This window comes from Thauera sp. (assembly GCF_047601425.1).
Lineage (GTDB): Bacteria > Pseudomonadota > Gammaproteobacteria > Burkholderiales > Rhodocyclaceae > Thauera.
In genome coordinates this window covers 15,383-32,033 of the sequence record NZ_JASGJL010000001.1, presented here as the reverse complement: position 1 = coordinate 32,033, position 16,651 = coordinate 15,383, and the positions used below count along the sequence as shown (strand labels likewise).

The following is a 16,651-nucleotide window of genomic DNA, read 5'->3' as shown; positions in this document are numbered from 1 at the left end:
TGGGTTTTTGATAAAAATCAAGCTGCCGCATTGCAATATTTGCTAAGTGCCGCGATGTGCCTGCTCTTTGACCACGGCTTCGGGGTTTTCCCATGGGCGGCTTTCTGGCAGCGCAACAAACCCGCAGCCTGCCAAGCCACGGGCGACACGCGCGCCCCTTTGCCCGGATCGCAATCGGTATTACGCTTCCCGTCAGTCATGCCAGCCAGGAGAGTGCTCTGGAAGCCGCCACCCCGACCCCGTTTGCCCTGTTCAGCGCACTCATCGGCGGCATCGGCCTGTTCCTGATCGGCATGGGCATGATGACCGACGGCCTGAAGCTCGCCGCCGGCCGCGCGCTGGAAAGCCTGCTCGAACGCGGCACCTCCACCGCCCCGCGCGGGCTGGCCGCCGGTTACCTGATCACCTCGCTGGTGCAATCGTCCACCGCCGTCACCATCGCCAGCATCGGCTTCGTCAACACCGGCCTGCTGTCGCTGAAGAATGCCTTGTGGGTGATCTTCGGCTCGAATCTGGGCTCGACGATGAATGCCTGGCTGGTGGCCGTGCTCGGCTTCGGCTTCAAGATCGATACCTTTGCCCTGGCCTTCGTCGGCATCGGCTCCGTGCTGATGCTGGCCGGCCGCACACTTCGCTCCCGTTCACTGGGGCAGGCACTGGCAGGCTTCGGCGTGCTGTTCCTAGGCATCGGCGTGCTCAAGGACAGCTTCTCGGTCGTCGGCGACATTGTCGACCTGCGGGACTTCATCTCCCCAGGCCTCACCGGCTGGTTGATCCTGATCGGTGTCGGCACGCTGCTCACCGTCATCATGCAGACTTCAGGCGCGGTGATCGCCATCGTCATCACCGCCGCCCAAGGGGGCCTGCTGTCGGTGGAAGCAGCCTGCGCGATCGTGATCGGCACCAACATCGGCACCACTTCCACCGCCGTCCTTGCCGCCATCGGCGCGACCTCGAACGCCCGCCGGCTGGCGGCGGCCCATGTGCTGTTCAACGTCGTCACCGCCACCGCAGCCTTGCTGCTGCTACCGCTGCTGGTCCGCTTGATCGACTGGCTGCCCGGCCTGCTCGGGCAGCCGGCGACGCCGTCGCTGATGATCGCGCTGTTCCACACCATCTCGAATGTCATCGGCGTGCTGCTGATGGTGCCGCTGGCACCCGGAATGCTGCGCCAGCTGAACCGAATGTTCCGCACCCGCGAGGAAGAAGCAGCCCGTCCGCAACACCTCGACACCAACTCGCTGGCGATCCCCGACCTGGCAATGCACGCCCTGCGCCTGGAACTGAGCCGCACGCAGGGTTTTGCCGTGGCCGCACTGGCCGCCAGCGCAATGCAGCCGCCGGATGAAGCCACGATGACACGGGAGACGAAGGCGCTGCAGGCACTGGCACCGGCGATCGGCAACTACGCCCATGAGCTGAGCACCGTGTCACTGCCGCCCACCCTCGCCGCCCGGCTCGCCCACAGCCTGCGTACGCTGCGCTACCAGGAAACCGCGGCCGTACAAATGCAGGAAGCAGCCGGTCTGGCGAGGAACCTCCCGGCCCCGGACTCACAGGATTTCTGCAGCGAGCTCGAAGCTTTCCGCGAAGCCGTCGCACATCTGGCGATCGCATCGGATCCCCGCCAGGAAGCATTCAACGCCAGCGCGGTTTCTGTACTGCTCGACGAGGTCGAAATACGCTACCAGACCTTGAAGGAGGCATTGTTCCTCGCTGGCGCCCACGCCCGCCTCGGCATCCCGGCGATGCAGGACTGGCTGCGGCTGGCGAGCGTCACCCGCCGCGCCGCCAAGCAGGTGGCGAAAGCCGCGCGCATGATCGCCGCCCTCGAGGAAGGCACCTCGGCCACCGAGGCGGCGCGGGAAGAGGAAAGCGCCGAAAACGGCGACTGAGACGCCCCGCGCCGGACTGCAGAGACTAAGCCGGTACAATACGCGCCATGGACACCGCGTTCGCCCCTTCCACCACGCCTTCTTCCGGCCAGCCGGGCGGCGCCCTGCACATCCTCGAACACGTCTTCGGCTACGCCGCCTTCCGCGGCGAGCAGCAGGCCATCGTCGAGCACGTGGCGGCCGGCGGCGACGCGCTGGTGCTGATGCCTACCGGCGGCGGCAAGTCGCTGTGCTTCCAGATTCCTGCCTTGCTGCGCGAGGGCACGGCGATCGTGGTGTCGCCGCTGATCGCGCTGATGCAGGACCAGGTCAGCGCCCTGGTCGAAGCCGGTGTCGGCGCCGCCTTCCTGAACTCCAGCCAGGACATGGAGGCCGCCCGTGCGGTCGAACGCGCGCTGTACGCCGGCGAACTCGAACTGCTCTACGTCGCGCCCGAGCGCCTGATGACGCCGCGCTTCCTCGACCTGCTCGACCATCTGCGCGACACCGGCCGGCTGGCGCTGTTCGCCATCGACGAAGCGCACTGCGTCTCGCAATGGGGGCACGACTTCCGCCCCGAGTACCTGCAGCTGTCGATCCTGCCGGAGCGCTACCCCTCCATCCCGCGCATCGCGCTGACCGCCACCGCCGACCGCCAGACCCGCGAGGAGATTGCCCAGCGGCTGAACCTGCAGCACGCGCGCCGCTTCGTCTCCAGCTTCGACCGGCCCAACATCCGCTATACCATCGTCGACAAGGACGATCCGCGCCGCCAGTTGCTGCACTTCATCCGCGAGGAATGCGCGGCCGAGGCCGGCATCGTGTACTGCCTGTCGCGGCGCAAAGTGGAAGAGACCGCCGTCTGGCTGCAGGAGCAGGGGCTGAAAGCCCTGCCCTACCATGCCGGCATGACGCAGGACGTGCGCGCCGAGCACCAGACCCGCTTCCTGCGCGAGGACGGCCTGATCATGGTGGCGACGATCGCCTTCGGCATGGGCATCGACAAGCCGGACGTGCGCTTCGTCGCCCACCTCGATCTGCCGCGCTCGATCGAAGGCTATTACCAGGAAACCGGCCGCGCCGGCCGCGACGGCCTGCCGGCGCAGGCCTGGATGGCCTGGGGCGCCCAGGACGTGGTGCAGCAGCGCCGCATGATCGACGAATCCGAAGCCAGCGAGGAATTCAAGCGCCTGGCGCGCAACCGGCTCGACGTGCTGGTCGGCCTGGTCGAGGCCACCACCTGCCGCCGCCAGCACCTGCTGACCTACTTCGGCGAGGATTCCGGCCCCTGCGGCAACTGCGACAACTGCCTGAATCCGCCGCAGACCTGGGATGCGACCGAAGCCGCGCGCAAGGCGCTGAGCTGCGTCTACCGCACCGGCCAGCGCTACGGCGCCGGCCACCTGATCGACGTACTGCGCGGCGAACTGACCGACAAGGTCGTCGAACGCAGCCACCAGGACCTCACCACTTTCGGCATCGGCAGCGACCTGGACGAAAAGCGCTGGCGCACGATCTTCCGCCAGTTGGTCGCGCGCGAATTCGTCGCCGTGGACCACGAACGCTACAACGCGCTGCGCCTGACCGATGCCGCGCGCCCGCTGCTGCGCGGCGAAGCCGAGTTCCACCTGCGCCTGGAACGCGAAAAGAGCCGCAGCCGCGGCAAGCGCCGCGGCGCCGCCCCGCTCGACATTCCGGGCGGCATCCCGACCACGCTGTTCGACCGCCTGCGCGCCTGGCGGGCGGCGACTGCCAAGGAACGCAACGTGCCGGCCTACGTCGTCTTCCAGGACGCCACGCTGCGCGAGATCGCCATCACCCGGCCGCAATCGCTGGCCGAACTGGCCGGCATCAGCGGCGTCGGCGACCGCAAGCTGGAAGCCTACGGCGAGGCCATCCTCGGCATCGTCGCCGAGACGAGCTGAGACGGCTCGCTGCAACTGAAAACGGGGTGAAACCCATCGTGGATCCCACCCCGTTTCCCGAACTGCAAGAACTGCCGGCAGCAGGCTGCTTACAGCACCTTCAGCAATTCGACCTCGAACACCAGCGTGGCGTTGGGCGGGATCACGCCGCCGGCGCCGCGGGCGCCATAGCCCAGTTCCGGCGGAATCGTCAGCTTGCGCTTGCCGCCTTCCTGCATGCCCTGCACGCCTTCGTCCCAGCCGCGGATGACGTGGCCTGCGCCGAGCGGGAAGTTGAACGGATCGTTGCGATCCTTCGACGAATCGAACTTGCGGCCGTCGGTCAGCCAGCCGGTGTAATGCACCGACACCATCTTGCCCTTGACGGCGGTTTCGCCGCTGCCGGTTTCGATGTCGTCGATGACGAGGCCGCTGGCGGTGGTGGTCTGGGTCATGCGCTTCTCCTGCTCCGGGGGATAAAGGCTGGGATTCTACCTGCCGCTGCGGCCTTCCTGCCGCCGCCCGTCATCGGTCGCGGCGGCGGCCGGCGAACCGGGCGCGGAACTTGGCCAGCTTGGGCGCCACCACCATCTGGCAGTACGGCTGCTCGCCGTTGCGGGCGAAGTAGTCGTGGTGCTCGACTTCGGCCGGCCAGAATGCAGGCGCGGCTTCCACCGTGGTGACGATCGGCCCGGCGAAGACCTGCTCCGCTTCCAGTTCGGCGATCATCGCCAGCGCGGCTTGGCGCTGCGCTTCGCTGGTGGCGAAGATCGCCGAACGGTACTGCGGGCCACGGTCATTGCCCTGGCGGTCCGGCGTGGTCGGGTCATGGATGGCGAAAAAGATCTCGAGCAGTTCGCGGTAGCTGATCACTGCGGGGTCGAAGTCGATCTTCACCACCTCGGCATGCCCGGTGGTACCGGTGCAGACCTGACGGTAGCTCGGCGAGTCAACATGGCCGCCGCAGTAGCCGGACATCACCGCATGGACGCCTTCGACTTCGAGGAAGACCGCCTCCAGGCACCAGAAGCAGCCGCCACCGAAAATGGCGGCTTCGAGTTCCGGGCTCGTTTTCGTTTCAGTCGTCATGATCATGCTCCCTTGCTTGGCAGATCCGCCGGCACGCTCAGCGGAAGGAAAAACCGTAGTGGAGGTCCAGCGAAGTATCGGTGCCGCCGCGCGCCACCATCGACAGCCGCCGCGACAGCTGGTAGCTGAGCTTGACCAGGGTTTCGGCGCCGCCCAGGCTCTGCTCGAAGGACAGGAACAGATCGGGACTCAGGCGCTTGCCCACGCTCAGCACCTGGCCGGCCACCGACGGGTCGCTGGCGACGGTCGAGCCGCTGCCGAGCACGCGGCTGCTGGCTGCGCGCGAAGTGCTGTTGAGTTCGCCCTGGCCGATCGAGAAGCTGTCGAAGCCCAGGCTGCGCGACAGCTCCTCGGTCATGCCGCCGCCCGGGCCGCCGAGCAGGGCCTGCGCAGCCGGCAGCAGCAGGCCGAGGTCGGCACCGGAGCCGGAATCGGGCGCGCGCCCGAGCACGATCCACGACAGTTTGTCGGGGTCGGGCACGTTCGGCTCGGACACCAGCCGGATCTGCGGCCGCTTGGCACTGCCGGTGACCGCCACGCCCGCCTCGACCGCCAGGCCCTTGCGCAGCGCGACGATGTCCAGCCCCGGCGCGTCGAGCGGCCCCTGGAAGTTGACCACGCCGCGGTCGATGACGAGGCTCTGGCCGTAGCCGCGGTAGGAGCCGCCGACGGTGGCGATGCTGCCGATCGCCGACATCGGCAAGCCGGGGCGCATGCGCAGCTTCAGTTCGCCCGCCAGCCGGGTCTCCAGCCCCATCGCCGACAGGTAGAGCGCATTGCCCAGGCTGACGCCGATATCGGCGGTGAGCGCGAAACCGCCCTTGGCCGGCTCTTCGTCGCGGCCGAGCACGACGACGTCGTCCGACAGGCTGGGCGGCGGCGTTTCGGCAAACTCGATGTAGCCGGCATCGCTACGGAAATCCGCATTCAGCACCAGCGAGGTCCAGGTGCTGCGCGCCGTGCCTTCGCCCGACAGCAGCATCCAGCGGTCGTCGCGCTGCAGCAGCGGCAGGCGGTCGGCGCGGAAGCTGAAATCGCCGTCGCCGCTGTCGAGCTTCACTTCGCCGCTGGCGGTGAACGTGCCCGGTGTCGCGGTCAGGCGATCGAAGGGAATGCGGTTCTCGCGCGGGCGCACGCGATTCGGCGACACGAAGGACAGCCGGTCGAGACGCACGCGATCGTTGTCGAAGCTGGCATCGAACTCGCCACCGGACAGGTGCAGCCCCTGATCGACCAGCGCGATCTCCAGCGTGCGGCCGCTGACGCGGCCGGAAGCGCGTGGCGCGGCCAGCGTGCCGCCCAGCTCGACCTTGCCCTTCAGGCTGCCGCCGGCTTCGATGCTCTCGGGCACCAGGCGGCCCAGCCAGCCGATCGACGGTACGTCGAGCTCGGCCGAGCCCGCCAGCGCAGCATCCGGCGGCACCGACCACAAGCCGTCCGCGCCGCGCTGCGCCTGCAGTCCGGCATTGGCCTGCAGGCTGCCGATCTCGCTGCCACGCGCCTGGGCCGTCAGGCTCAGGCGGTTGCCGCTGGCCTTCAGCACCGCCTCCAGCGTCTCCAGGCCGAGCCGGGTGCGGGTTTCGCCTTCGATGGTGATGTCACCCGATTCACGGAACAGACGCGCCTGGCCGTCCAGTGTCGTGCCGACGCTCAGGTTCCAGTCGGCGCCGAGCACCAGCGGGCCGGGCCCCCGCCTCGGCTGGCCATCGGCGCGGGTCAAGGGGCCGAAGGCGAGGCCGGTCAAGGTCCCGCGCGCCACGCTCCGCTGCGGCGACCAGGCGGTTTCCTGCAGGTGCAGGCGGCCCTTTTCGCCCAGATCGAGCCGTGCCTCGCCGATGCTGGCGGCTTCCGGCGACAGATCGAGCCGGGCCGGCGCCAATAGCCGGGCGGCAAAGCGGCCGGCGCTCTCCAGGGCACTCAGTTCGCCCAGCCAGCGCGGGCCGGGCCGCTGCGCAGTCGGCGCCTGCAAGCCGCCCTTCAGGCTCAGCTTCAGCGTGTCGCCGGCACCGTCCAGTTCCGGCGTGGCGAGATCGAGCTCGATGTCGTGGCGCGCCCGGGTGCCCGAGGCGGACAGGCGGGCATTGGCCAGCCAGTCGGGCTGTACCCTGCCCTCGGCGTCCCTTGCGGTCGGCCCCAGCCCGGACATCCCCATCGACAGCTGGAACGGGCCATCGGCGCCGGCATCGAGCCGGCCGACGCCGTTGACGCCGAGCAGGCGCACGCCGCCCGGCAGCCGCAGCGCCTCGCCGAAGAACTGCAGTTCGCCCGACGGCAGCTCCAGCGTGCCGCTCAGTCGTCCGCTGGCACTGGCCTTGCCGGCCAGGCCGTGGCCGAGCGCGTCGAGCTTCAAGGCGTCGAGGGCGAACTTGAGCACATCGCCGGGGGCGCCCCAGGCGCCTTCAGCCACCAGCGAGTTGCCGGCGATGTTCAGATCGAGCGCCACTTCGGGCAGACGCTCGCCCTCCAGCCTCAAGCGGCCCTTGCCGCCGAGCGCGAGATCTTCGAGGCGGCTGTCGGGAATCTGGAAGACGACTTGTACCGCCTGCGGCAGGCCGGCTTCCGGCAGTTCGCCGGAGGCGTCGAGATCGAGATTGAGGCGTGCCTTCGGCGCTTCCGGGAGCAGCGCGCGCGGGTCGAACGTCGCGCAGGCGGGCGTTGACCAAAAAACGCCGTGGGGGCGCAGCGGCCACGGTTTCACCTGCGGCCGGAGCGTCGCCGCCAGCCGCCGGAGCGCCGGCCGCCGGATCGCCGGCCGCAGCTTCTCCTGCCGCCTGCGCGAGCAGTTCGGCTCGCGCATCGATTCTGGCTGCGCCGAGCGTCAGCGCCAGCTCCGCCTGCTGGCGCTGCGCATCCGCCTCGGCGTCGATGCGGCCCGCCAGGCGCTGCCTGGGCAGGCGGGTATCGAGGGCACGGGTATCGATGCCGGCAAGCTCGAGCACGGCAACGAGCTGCCCGATGTCCACCACCTTGGATTGCCCTGCTCGATCCGTCTCCGCGCCCGCATCACCGGCGGCCGGCGGCTGCCAGGCAAGCCGGCCGCCGATGCGGCCATCGCCCGGCAGGCGGATGTCGAGCTCGTCGACACCGATCGCGCTGGGTTTCAGGTCCAGCCGGCCGGAAACGGAAGTGACGGGAATGCCGCCCGCATCCACGGCTGCCGGCTGGCGATTCAGCAGGCGGAACGGTCCAACCAGGTTCGGCCCGGCGAGGTTCGGTCCGGCCGATTGCGGCTCGGCCGGCAGACTGCCGCCCTCGGCGACAGCCGCGAGTTCGGCTTCGAGCCGAAGCGCGGCGTGCGGCAAGCCTTCGACAAAAGCCGAAGGATCGATTTCGCCCGCCTCCAGCTTCAGCGCGCGCAGCGGCATCGGTTCGAAAGGCGCGGCGTCCGCCACCACATGGGCGTTCAGGCCTTCGGCAGCGGCCGTGAGCTCGGCATGCGGTGCGAGCAGCGTGCCGGAAGCGGCAAGCCTGGCCTCGAGCGGGCGCTCTTCGATGAGGCCATCGAAACGGATGTCACCCGTCAGCGCGAAAGGCTTGAGGCCGTCGAGCGCGGCTTCGAGCATGACCCGGCCCTGCGGCAATTCGAGCGCCAGTTCACGCACCTGGTGGTGCCTGCCGTCGCTGCCGAGCGCAGCGCTCAGGCCGGCGACCCAGAAGCCTGCCGCAGGCGGCGCATCACCCGGCTCCGGCGCCCATTCGTGCAGCTCGAAACGCCCCAGCTCCAGCCGGCTCAGTTCGATTTCGAGCGGAATCTGCAAGTCCTCGGGCGCTGCCAGCGGCTCGCGCTCGGTCTCGTCCTTCTCCTCACCGCGCTGAGCGAAATCGATGCGTTCGACGGCAAGGCGATCGACGGCCAGCTTGCGCCCGAGCAGGGCCGCGGGCTGCCAGGCCAGCTCCAGCGTCTGCAGGTCCAGGCGCAGGTCCTCGGTGTGGTAATGCAGCGCGTCGATCTTCAGCGGCCCCAGCAGCCGACCCTGCGCACCTTCGATCCGCAGCGCGCCGTCCGTCGCCCGCTGGCCGAGGGCGATCGCGGCGTCCAGCCCCGAGCGCGTGCCGAGCAGCCAGGCGACCGCGCCCAGCACCAGCGCAACGGCGACGAGCACGGCGATCAGACCGCCTTTCAGCCAGGCGCGCAGACCGCGCCGGCGCCTGGGCGCCGGGGAAAGATTCGCTTGCTCGCTCGTCGAAGGCTGTTCCGGTTTGTCCATGCGTTTTCAGGCTGATGGGTTCACGGGGCCGGAGGCATCACGGCCCCGGCTGGCGATGAATCGCCGGCAGCGGCGGCACGGCTCAGCCGAACAGGGCGCGCAGCCCCTCGCCCGGCTCGTCAACACGCATGAAGGCTTCGCCGACCAGGAAGGTCTCCACTGCCTTGCCGCGCATCAGCGAGACATCCTCGGGCTTCAGGATGCCGGATTCGGTGACGACGATACGGTCGGCACCCGCGCTGGCGATGCGCGGCAGCAGGTCCAGCGTGGCCTGCAGCGAAACCTCGAAGGTACGCAGGTTGCGGTTGTTGACGCCGATCAGCGGGGTCCGCAACTGCAGGGCGCTTTCAAGCTCCTCCGCATCATGTACCTCGACCAGCACCGCCATGCCGAGTTCATGCGCGATCGTTTCCATGTCGCGCATCTGCGCCAGATCGAGGCAGGCAGCGATCAGCAGGATGGCGTCGGCGCCCATCGCGCGGGCTTCGTACACCTGCCAGGCATCGACGAGGAAATCCTTGCGCAGCGCCGGCAGCGCGCAGGCGGCGCGGGCGGCCTGCAGGTACTCGGGCGCGCCCTGGAAGAATTCGCGGTCGGTCAGCACCGACAGGCAGGCAGCGCCGGCCTGCTCGTACGAGCGGGCGATGTCGGCGGGACGGAAATCGGCGCGGATCACGCCCTTGGACGGGCTGGCCTTCTTGATCTCGGCGATCACCGCCGGCCGGCCGGCGGCATGGCGGGCGCGGATGGCACCGACGAAATCGCGCGCGGCGGGCTGGGCTGCGGCTTCGGCGCGGATGGTTTCGAGCGGCTTGAGCGCGCGGGCAGCGGCGACTTCTTTGACCTTGACGGCGCAGATCTTGTTGAGGATATCGCTCATCAGGCGCTCCGGCATTGCTGGGTGAAACGCACGAAGTCGTCCAGCCTGGCGCGCGCCGCGCCGCTGGCGATGGTTTCGCGCGCGAGGACGATGCCGGCACCGATCGAATCGGCGATGTTGGCGGTGTACAGCGCCACGCCGGCATTGAAGACAACGATGTCGCGGGCCGGGCCGGGCCGGTTGTCGAGCACGCCGAGCAGCACCTGGCGCGACTCGTCGGCGTCGGCGACGCGCAGGTTGCGGCTACTGGCCATCGGGATGTCGAAGTCCTCGGGGTGGATCTCGTATTCGCTGACCTTGCCGTCCTTGAGCTCGCCGACCAGGGTCGCGCCGCCGAGGCTGACTTCGTCCATGCCGTCCATGCCATGCACGACCAGCACGTGCCTGGCGCCGAGGCGCTCCATGACGCGCGCCTGGATGCCGACCAGGTCGGGGTGGAACACGCCCATCAGGGTGTTGGGCGCGCTCGCAGGGTTGGTCAACGGGCCGAGGATGTTGAACAGCGTGCGCACGCCCATCTCGCGCCGCACCGGGGCGACGTTCTTCATCGCGCTGTGGTGGGCCGGCGCATACATGAAGCCGATGCCGGTGGCCTCGATGCAGTCGGCGACCTGGGCCGGGGTGAGGTCCAGATTGACGCCGAGCGCTTCGATGACGTCGGCAGCGCCCGACTTCGACGACACGCCGCGCCCGCCGTGCTTGGCGACGCGTGCACCCGCCGCCGCGGCGACGAAGATGGTGGTGGTGGAGATGTTGAAGGTGTTGGCACCGTCACCGCCGGTGCCGACGACGTCGAGGAAGTGCTCGTGCGGCGGCTTGACCTCGACCTTGGTCGACATCTCGCGCATGACGATGGCGGCGGCAGCGATCTCGCCGATGGTCTCCTTCTTGACCCGCAGGCCGGTGAGGATCGCCGCGGTCATGACCGGCGACACCTCGCCGGCCATGATCTGGCGCATCAGCGACAGCATTTCGTCGAAGAAGATTTCGCGGTGTTCGATCGTGCGTTGCAGGGCTTGCTGGGGCGTGATCATGTCGGGCATCGTCTCGTTCGTCATCAGGCGGCAGCGGCCACGGGCGCGCTGCGGTCGAGGAAATTGCGCAGCAACTCGTGCCCGCACTCGGTCAGGATCGATTCGGGGTGGAACTGCACGCCCTCTACGTCCAGCGTCCGGTGGCGCACGCCCATGATTTCACCGTCTTCGGTCCAGGCGGTCACTTCCAGACAATCGGGCAGGCTGTCGCGTTCAATCGCGAGCGAGTGATAGCGAGTACACACCAGCGGATCAGGCAGGCCGCGGAACACGCCGGCACCCTGGTGGCGCACCGGCGAAGTCTTGCCGTGCATGAGCTGCCGGGCATGCACGACGCGGCCGCCGAAGGCCGCGCCGATGCTCTGGTGGCCGAGGCAGACGCCGAGGATGGGCAGCTTGCCGGCAAAGGCCTTGATCGCCGGCACCGAGATGCCGGCCTCGGCCGGCGAGCACGGCCCGGGCGAGATCACGAGCTGGTCGGGCTTCATCGCCACGATCTGGTCGAGAGTGATCTCGTCGTTGCGGTAGACCTCGACCCGGACACCGAGCTCGCCGAAGTACTGCACCAGGTTGTAGGTGAAGCTGTCGTAGTTGTCGATCATCAGGAGTCTCATGACTATAAGTCCTTGATTTTATTTAGATTTTTCATTACACACACCCGCAATTACACACTTCATTACACACATCGGCAATTGATTGCCGTGGAAGAAGCGCAAGCAGGCACCGGAATCCAGTGGCAACGGGTCGTCTTGAGAGAGGGCGCAGAGTGCGCCAACGTGGTGTGCTAAGGATGCGCCTGCGCCCGCATGGCTGGGCCACCGTGTGCAGAGACAACACGGGCAGCTTTACACCGCCCGGCGAAGCGGCGCGCGGTGCATCTATTCGACGATGGGGCTGGGGGGCTACGAGCATCGGGCAATCTCCTCAAATCTTGGAGCCGCCGTGCCGGGGAAGCCTTCTTGAAACCTTGCCTGCCGGTACGGCGGCAAGGTGCGGTCAAGACCGCGACGACATGCCGCTTCCTATTGGAAGCGCCACCACAAAGCGATGTTGGTCGAAGCGGTACGGGTCATGGACAGACCAAATTATGAATTAAAAAGCAGAATCCTGCCCGGGTGCGCCGGAACGGAATTCCAATATTACCTTCGGCATTTTACCACGGGCATGCTAGGCAAAGTCCACTTCTGAGATAACGACCAGGTCACCTTGGCTCTTGCCAAGCCAAAGAGCGGAAGGAACGCTCTACGAGTCGCTCGCGTCTGCCCCCTCCCGGGGCCAAGGCGTCGAAAGACGCCCTCTGTCTGCGCAATCGAACTGAACTGCATCTTGAGATGCGACGATTCCGCTCTCACACACATGCGGGCATGTGAAATGACGCGCTGAAACGAGCCGCGTCGCTTCGGCATAGATGCTATGTCGGTATATCAGGATTCCGAGCCAGCATGACAAGCTCGGAATTTTCCGTGTCCATTTGGAGTTTGGACGCCGGCTGCAGGCTCAATGCGTCCCGTAACACCGCTGGGATATCAGACGATATCGAATCAGTCTTGATCGGCTTGCCGCCACCTATGACGCTGGCACCGTGAGCGCCAATATCGAGCTTGCATCTCGTCATTGCTCGATGGGCCGGCATCCTCAATTCTTGCACATCGAGCAAGACAAGGCCACCTGAGGTGGAGCTAGTGATTGCACCGCCCATGTTCGTGGGCAAAGGCATCCACCGCAGGCCATAACGACACAGCAGCCTTTGGCAGGGCAAGGAAGGAGCCGGTGATGTAGCGCATCCGAAAGGAGACGAAGGCATGCACAAGGACCTCTCAAGATCGAAGGTGTTCTATCGTCCAATCGAAGCGGCCATACGGTGGGCCGGATTGCTGAGGCACCTGCCGATGATCCTGGCCGCGATCGCGTCACCGCGTTGCCTGCCTCCGTCGCTGAACTGTCCTCGATGGAACGAATGCCGACTGTACTCGGACCGCATCTATGACGGCATCCTCAACGGAGAACTACCCTATGGCAAGAGCGGGATCACACTCAATGATCCAGAGCTGCTCAGTTCGCCGGATTTGACCGTTCGCCATGTCGATCTGAAGCGGTGGATGCGCAGTCACTATCCCGAGCATCGACCGGGCTTCCTGTTCAGCCGCGGCGAACGCATGGCGCATCCTTTCATCACCATGGAAACAGGACAGGCGATCTTGCTGGAGCGACTGGCTCTACAGGCTGCGCTGGAGCACACCCGGCATCAGATGCAGGAGTTGCAAGGGCAGCATCAAGCTCTGTTGAAGCAGTCCGCCGTACTGCTGGCTTCCAAGCCATGCGCCATCAGTGAGCGGGCGGAGACCACGTACCTGAACATCATCGGCGGGATGTTGACGCTGATGCTCGGTCAGTCCCCCTCGGGCGTGCCCTATTCCAGCTTCAAAACGCAAGAAGCCCTTGTTTCGGCATTGGTCGCCCACTACGGCGGCACCATGGGCATCACGGAGCGCACCCTGAACGGCAAGTTCGCCAACGCTAGGAAGTGCGTCCGTAGCGCAATCACGTGAGGGATTCCAGCTTGTATGTGCAATCGCGGAGATTGCATTTGCAATGTCTTTCCGCACCCATGTCTATTGAATAGAGGTCACGCCAACAAACGCCACTGAGCGTTCAGGAGTGACCGCCATGTCGCAAACACCTGTACTGCCACCCAACGAGCGCCGCATCCTGCGCCTGGAAGAAGTCGAAGCGAAGTCCGGCTTCAAGCGTGCCCACATCTACAACCTGATGAAGAAGCGCCAGTTCCCGCAGGCGCTGCGCCTGGGTGTGCGCGCCGTCGGCTGGGATTCCATCGAAATCGACCAGTGGATCGCCGAGCGCGTCAACAGCCGGGCCTGACCCGTTCTCCCACGGACCTTCCATCCTCACACGGAGAACGCCATGCAGGTTGTATCCATCATTTCAACGAAAGGTGGCGTCGGCAAGACCACCACGGCCGCGAACCTGGGCGGGCTCGCCGCCGACGCGGGGCTACGCGTGCTGCTGCTCGATCTCGACGTGCAGCCCACCTTGTCGTCCTACTACGAACTGGAACATCGTGCGCCCGGCGGCATCTACGAGCTGCTGGCCTTCAACGAACGCGACCTCGGCCAGCTCGTGTCCCGCACGATCATCACGGGCCTGAACCTGGTGCTGTCCAACGACCACCGGGGCGAGTTGAACACCTTGCTGCTGCACGCGCCGGATGGGCGACTGCGGCTGCGGCACCTGCTGCCGGTCCTGGCTCCCCTCTATGACCTGGTGCTGATCGACACCCAGGGCGCGCGATCAGTGCTGTTGGAGATGGCGGTGCTCGCCTCCGACGTTGCGCTATCGCCCGTGACCCCGGAAATCCTCGCGGCACGAGAACTGCGGCGCGGCACCATGCAGTTGCTGGAGGACATCGCGCCGTACCGGCACCTCGGCATCGAACCACCGCCGCTGCACCTCCTCATCAACCGCGTCCACCCGGTGTCGGCGAACGCCCGGCTGATCCAGCAAGCCTTGCGCGACCTGTTCCAGGACCACGCCGGCATCCGCGTGCTGACCACCGACGTGCCGGCCATCGAAGCCTATCCGCGCGCCGCGACGCGCGGCCTGCCCGTGCATCGCGTCGAGTCCCGCCAGCCTCCGGGCAGAGTCGCTCCCGCCGCGCTCGACACCATGCGCGGCCTCGCTGGCGAACTGTTCCCGCAATGGCAGCACCGATTTGCCGCGGTGTCCGGCCGCCCGCCATTCCCTCTTGAGACCGGGAGGCCCCATGGCGAACGCACATGAACTGGCCCGAGGCCACAAGCGGCTGCGCGCCCTGATCGAGTTCGCCGTCGGTGAGGGCTGGCACGTCAAGCGCACGCCAGGCGGCCACCTCAAATTCACCAAGGCAGGCTGCGCCGCGATCTACACCAGTTCGACGGCCAGCGACCACCGGGCGGCGCTCAACGCCCGCGCGCAGATCCGCCGCGCCGAGCGCGAGGCCCGATCCCAAGCGCAGGGAGGCCGCCATGGCTGAAATGACCTCTCAGCAGATGGCCGGCAAGCTGCTCGCGGCCGGGTTCGAGCGCAGCGGCCCGTCCACCTCGTCCTTGAGCGACCCGATCGCCGACACGCCCATGGTCGTGACCCTGGACCAGTTGCGCCCCTACGACCACGATCCCAGGAAGAAACGCAACCCGGCCTACGAGGACATCAAGGCGTCCATCCGTGAGCGCGGCCTGGACGCGGCGCCGGCGATCACCCGGCGCCCGGGCGAGGACCACTACATCATCCGCAACGGCGGCAACACGCGCCTGGCGATCCTGCGCGAACTGTGGTCGGAGACCAAGGACGAGCGGTTCTTCCGCATATCGTGCCTGTTCCGGCCGTGGCCCAGCCGCGGCGAAGTCGTCATGCTGACCGGCCACCTGGCCGAGAACGAATTGCGCGGGGGGCTCACGTTCATCGAGCGCGCCCTCGGCGTCGAGAAGGCGCGCGAGTTCTACGAGCAGGAAAGCGGCGCCGCGCTGAGCCAGTCCGAGCTGGCCCGCCGCCTCGCCGCCGATGGCTTTCCGGTCCAGCAGTCGCACATCAGCCGGATGAACGACGCGGTGCGTTACCTCCTGCCGGCGATCCCCGCCGTGCTCTATGGCGGCCTCGGCCGCCACCAGGTCGAACGCCTGTCGGTCATGCGCAAGGCCTGCATGCTCGCGTGGGAGCGCTACGCCAAGGGCCGCACGCTGGTACAGGACTTCGACGACTTCTTTCAGGAGGTGCTGTCGCAGTTCGACACGCAGGCCGACGAGTTCGTCCCCCAGCGCGTGCAGGACGAGCTGATCGGCCAGATGTCCGAACTGCTCGGCATCGACTACGACGTGCTGGCGCTCGACCTCACCGAATCCGAAAGCCGCCATCGCGCCCTGGTCAGCGATCCGACCCCGCCATCGGCACCGCCCGCGCTGCCTGCGCCGGGCACCATGGCACGCCCGCCCGCCGCACCAGCACCATCGACCCCGACGCCGGCGGCCACGCCTGGGTCGCGCGACCGCGAAGGCGGCTCGGGAACGGACGACTTACCCGCACGAGGCCCCGCGGCTGCTCCTGGTGATCTGCTGCAGGGGCACATCGTTTCGCCTGCACCGACGACGGAGCGGCTGCAATCCATTCAGCGGATGGTCGCCGACGAGCTGGGGGATGCGCTGCCCGATTTCTCGGCCAATGTCTTGCAGTCCATTCCCGTCCAGGCGGGCGGCCTCTACCCGATTTCCGACGTCTGGCACATCGACGCGGGCCTGGACACGCCCGATCGCCTGCGCATCCACATCGCGCAGTTCGCACGCGAGATCGCGGGCGAGGCAGGACTCGATAAGTGCATCGAGGAACGCGCGGACGGTGTTGGCTTCGCATGCCATCCCAGCGCGCAGCCCCCATCACCGCAGGGCCGCGCCGTGCTGGCATTGCTGGCGAGCCTGGCAGGCCAGAGCTTCACCGATGCCGATCTGGACGGCGGGCAGCTTGCCGCCGAGCTGCCGGCGCTGCTGCACGGCCAAGGCGATGCGACACGCCGCTTGAGCGACACCGCGCTGGTCAAGCTGTTCCGATTGCTGCGCCTGGCCCGCCGCCTGCTGGACCTGGAATCCGGTGCCGCAGGCCCTGGGGCATGAAGGAA

14 protein-coding genes are annotated in these 16,651 nt (G+C 67.4%); 7 read left to right on the top strand and 7 right to left on the bottom strand.

What is annotated here, in order from left to right; translation table 11 throughout:
• Positions 1–293 precede the first annotated feature (293 nt).
• Complete coding sequence (locus QM748_RS00160) at positions 294–1,895, top strand: Na/Pi cotransporter family protein (protein ID WP_415247983.1); 1,602 nt, start codon at positions 294–296, stop codon at positions 1,893–1,895.
• 47 nt (positions 1,896–1,942) lie between these two features.
• Entirely contained in the window at positions 1,943–3,799 is a 1,857-nt protein-coding gene (gene recQ, locus QM748_RS00155) for a DNA helicase RecQ (RefSeq protein WP_415245081.1), read from the top strand.
• A gap of 89 nt (positions 3,800–3,888) precedes the next feature.
• Here recQ and QM748_RS00150 read toward each other — a convergent pair whose 3' ends face one another.
• The 7 genes from QM748_RS00150 to QM748_RS00120 all read right to left on the bottom strand — a co-directional run bounded on the left by QM748_RS00150 (position 3,889) and on the right by QM748_RS00120 (position 11,603).
• Entirely contained in the window at positions 3,889–4,233 is a 345-nt protein-coding gene (locus QM748_RS00150; RefSeq protein WP_004340455.1) for an FKBP-type peptidyl-prolyl cis-trans isomerase, read from the bottom strand.
• Positions 4,234–4,303: 70 nt separating this feature from the next.
• Entirely contained in the window at positions 4,304–4,867 is a 564-nt protein-coding gene (msrA, locus tag QM748_RS00145) for a peptide-methionine (S)-S-oxide reductase MsrA (RefSeq protein WP_415245080.1), read from the bottom strand.
• Between the two features lie 37 nt (positions 4,868–4,904).
• Complete coding sequence (locus tag QM748_RS00140) at positions 4,905–7,013, bottom strand: translocation/assembly module TamB domain-containing protein (protein ID WP_415247982.1); 2,109 nt, start codon at positions 7,011–7,013, stop codon at positions 4,905–4,907.
• Between the two features lie 253 nt (positions 7,014–7,266).
• Positions 7,267–9,075 carry a hypothetical protein gene (locus QM748_RS00135; RefSeq protein WP_415245079.1) on the bottom strand — a complete coding sequence of 603 codons (1,809 nt, stop codon included), beginning with the start codon at positions 9,073–9,075 and terminating at the stop codon, positions 7,267–7,269.
• Positions 9,076–9,157: 82 nt separating this feature from the next.
• On the bottom strand, positions 9,158–9,955 hold the full coding sequence (gene trpC, locus QM748_RS00130) for an indole-3-glycerol phosphate synthase TrpC (RefSeq protein ID WP_415245078.1): 798 nt from the start codon (positions 9,953–9,955) through the stop codon (positions 9,158–9,160).
• Complete coding sequence (gene trpD / locus QM748_RS00125) at positions 9,955–10,998, bottom strand: anthranilate phosphoribosyltransferase (protein WP_415245077.1); 1,044 nt, start codon at positions 10,996–10,998, stop codon at positions 9,955–9,957. The genes trpC and trpD overlap by 1 nt, the downstream gene beginning before the upstream one ends.
• A gap of 14 nt (positions 10,999–11,012) precedes the next feature.
• A complete protein-coding gene (locus tag QM748_RS00120; protein WP_415245076.1) occupies positions 11,013–11,603 on the bottom strand; it encodes an anthranilate synthase component II in 591 nt (196 codons plus the stop codon).
• A 1,188-nt stretch (positions 11,604–12,791) separates the two neighbouring features.
• On the opposite strand from QM748_RS00120, the gene QM748_RS00115 reads away from it, so the two are divergent.
• The 5 genes from QM748_RS00115 (at position 12,792) to QM748_RS00095 (ending at position 16,646) form a co-directional block, all read left to right on the top strand.
• Positions 12,792–13,538: a hypothetical protein gene (locus QM748_RS00115; protein WP_415245075.1), complete on the top strand. Its 747-nt coding sequence runs from the start codon at positions 12,792–12,794 to the stop codon at positions 13,536–13,538.
• Between the two features lie 118 nt (positions 13,539–13,656).
• Positions 13,657–13,869 carry an AlpA family transcriptional regulator gene (locus QM748_RS00110; protein WP_415245074.1) on the top strand — a complete coding sequence of 71 codons (213 nt, stop codon included), beginning with the start codon at positions 13,657–13,659 and terminating at the stop codon, positions 13,867–13,869.
• 42 nt (positions 13,870–13,911) lie between these two features.
• Positions 13,912–14,787 (top strand): ParA family protein, encoded by an 876-nt coding sequence (locus tag QM748_RS00105; protein WP_415245073.1) that lies wholly within the window; start codon positions 13,912–13,914, stop codon positions 14,785–14,787.
• On the top strand, positions 14,771–15,019 hold the full coding sequence (locus QM748_RS00100; protein ID WP_392410636.1) for a type II toxin-antitoxin system HicA family toxin: 249 nt from the start codon (positions 14,771–14,773) through the stop codon (positions 15,017–15,019). The genes QM748_RS00105 and QM748_RS00100 overlap by 17 nt, the downstream gene beginning before the upstream one ends.
• Positions 15,012–16,646: a ParB family protein gene (locus QM748_RS00095; protein ID WP_415245072.1), complete on the top strand. Its 1,635-nt coding sequence runs from the start codon at positions 15,012–15,014 to the stop codon at positions 16,644–16,646. Before QM748_RS00100 ends, QM748_RS00095 begins: the two co-directional genes overlap by 8 nt.
• The last annotated feature ends 5 nt before the right edge of the window (positions 16,647–16,651 follow it).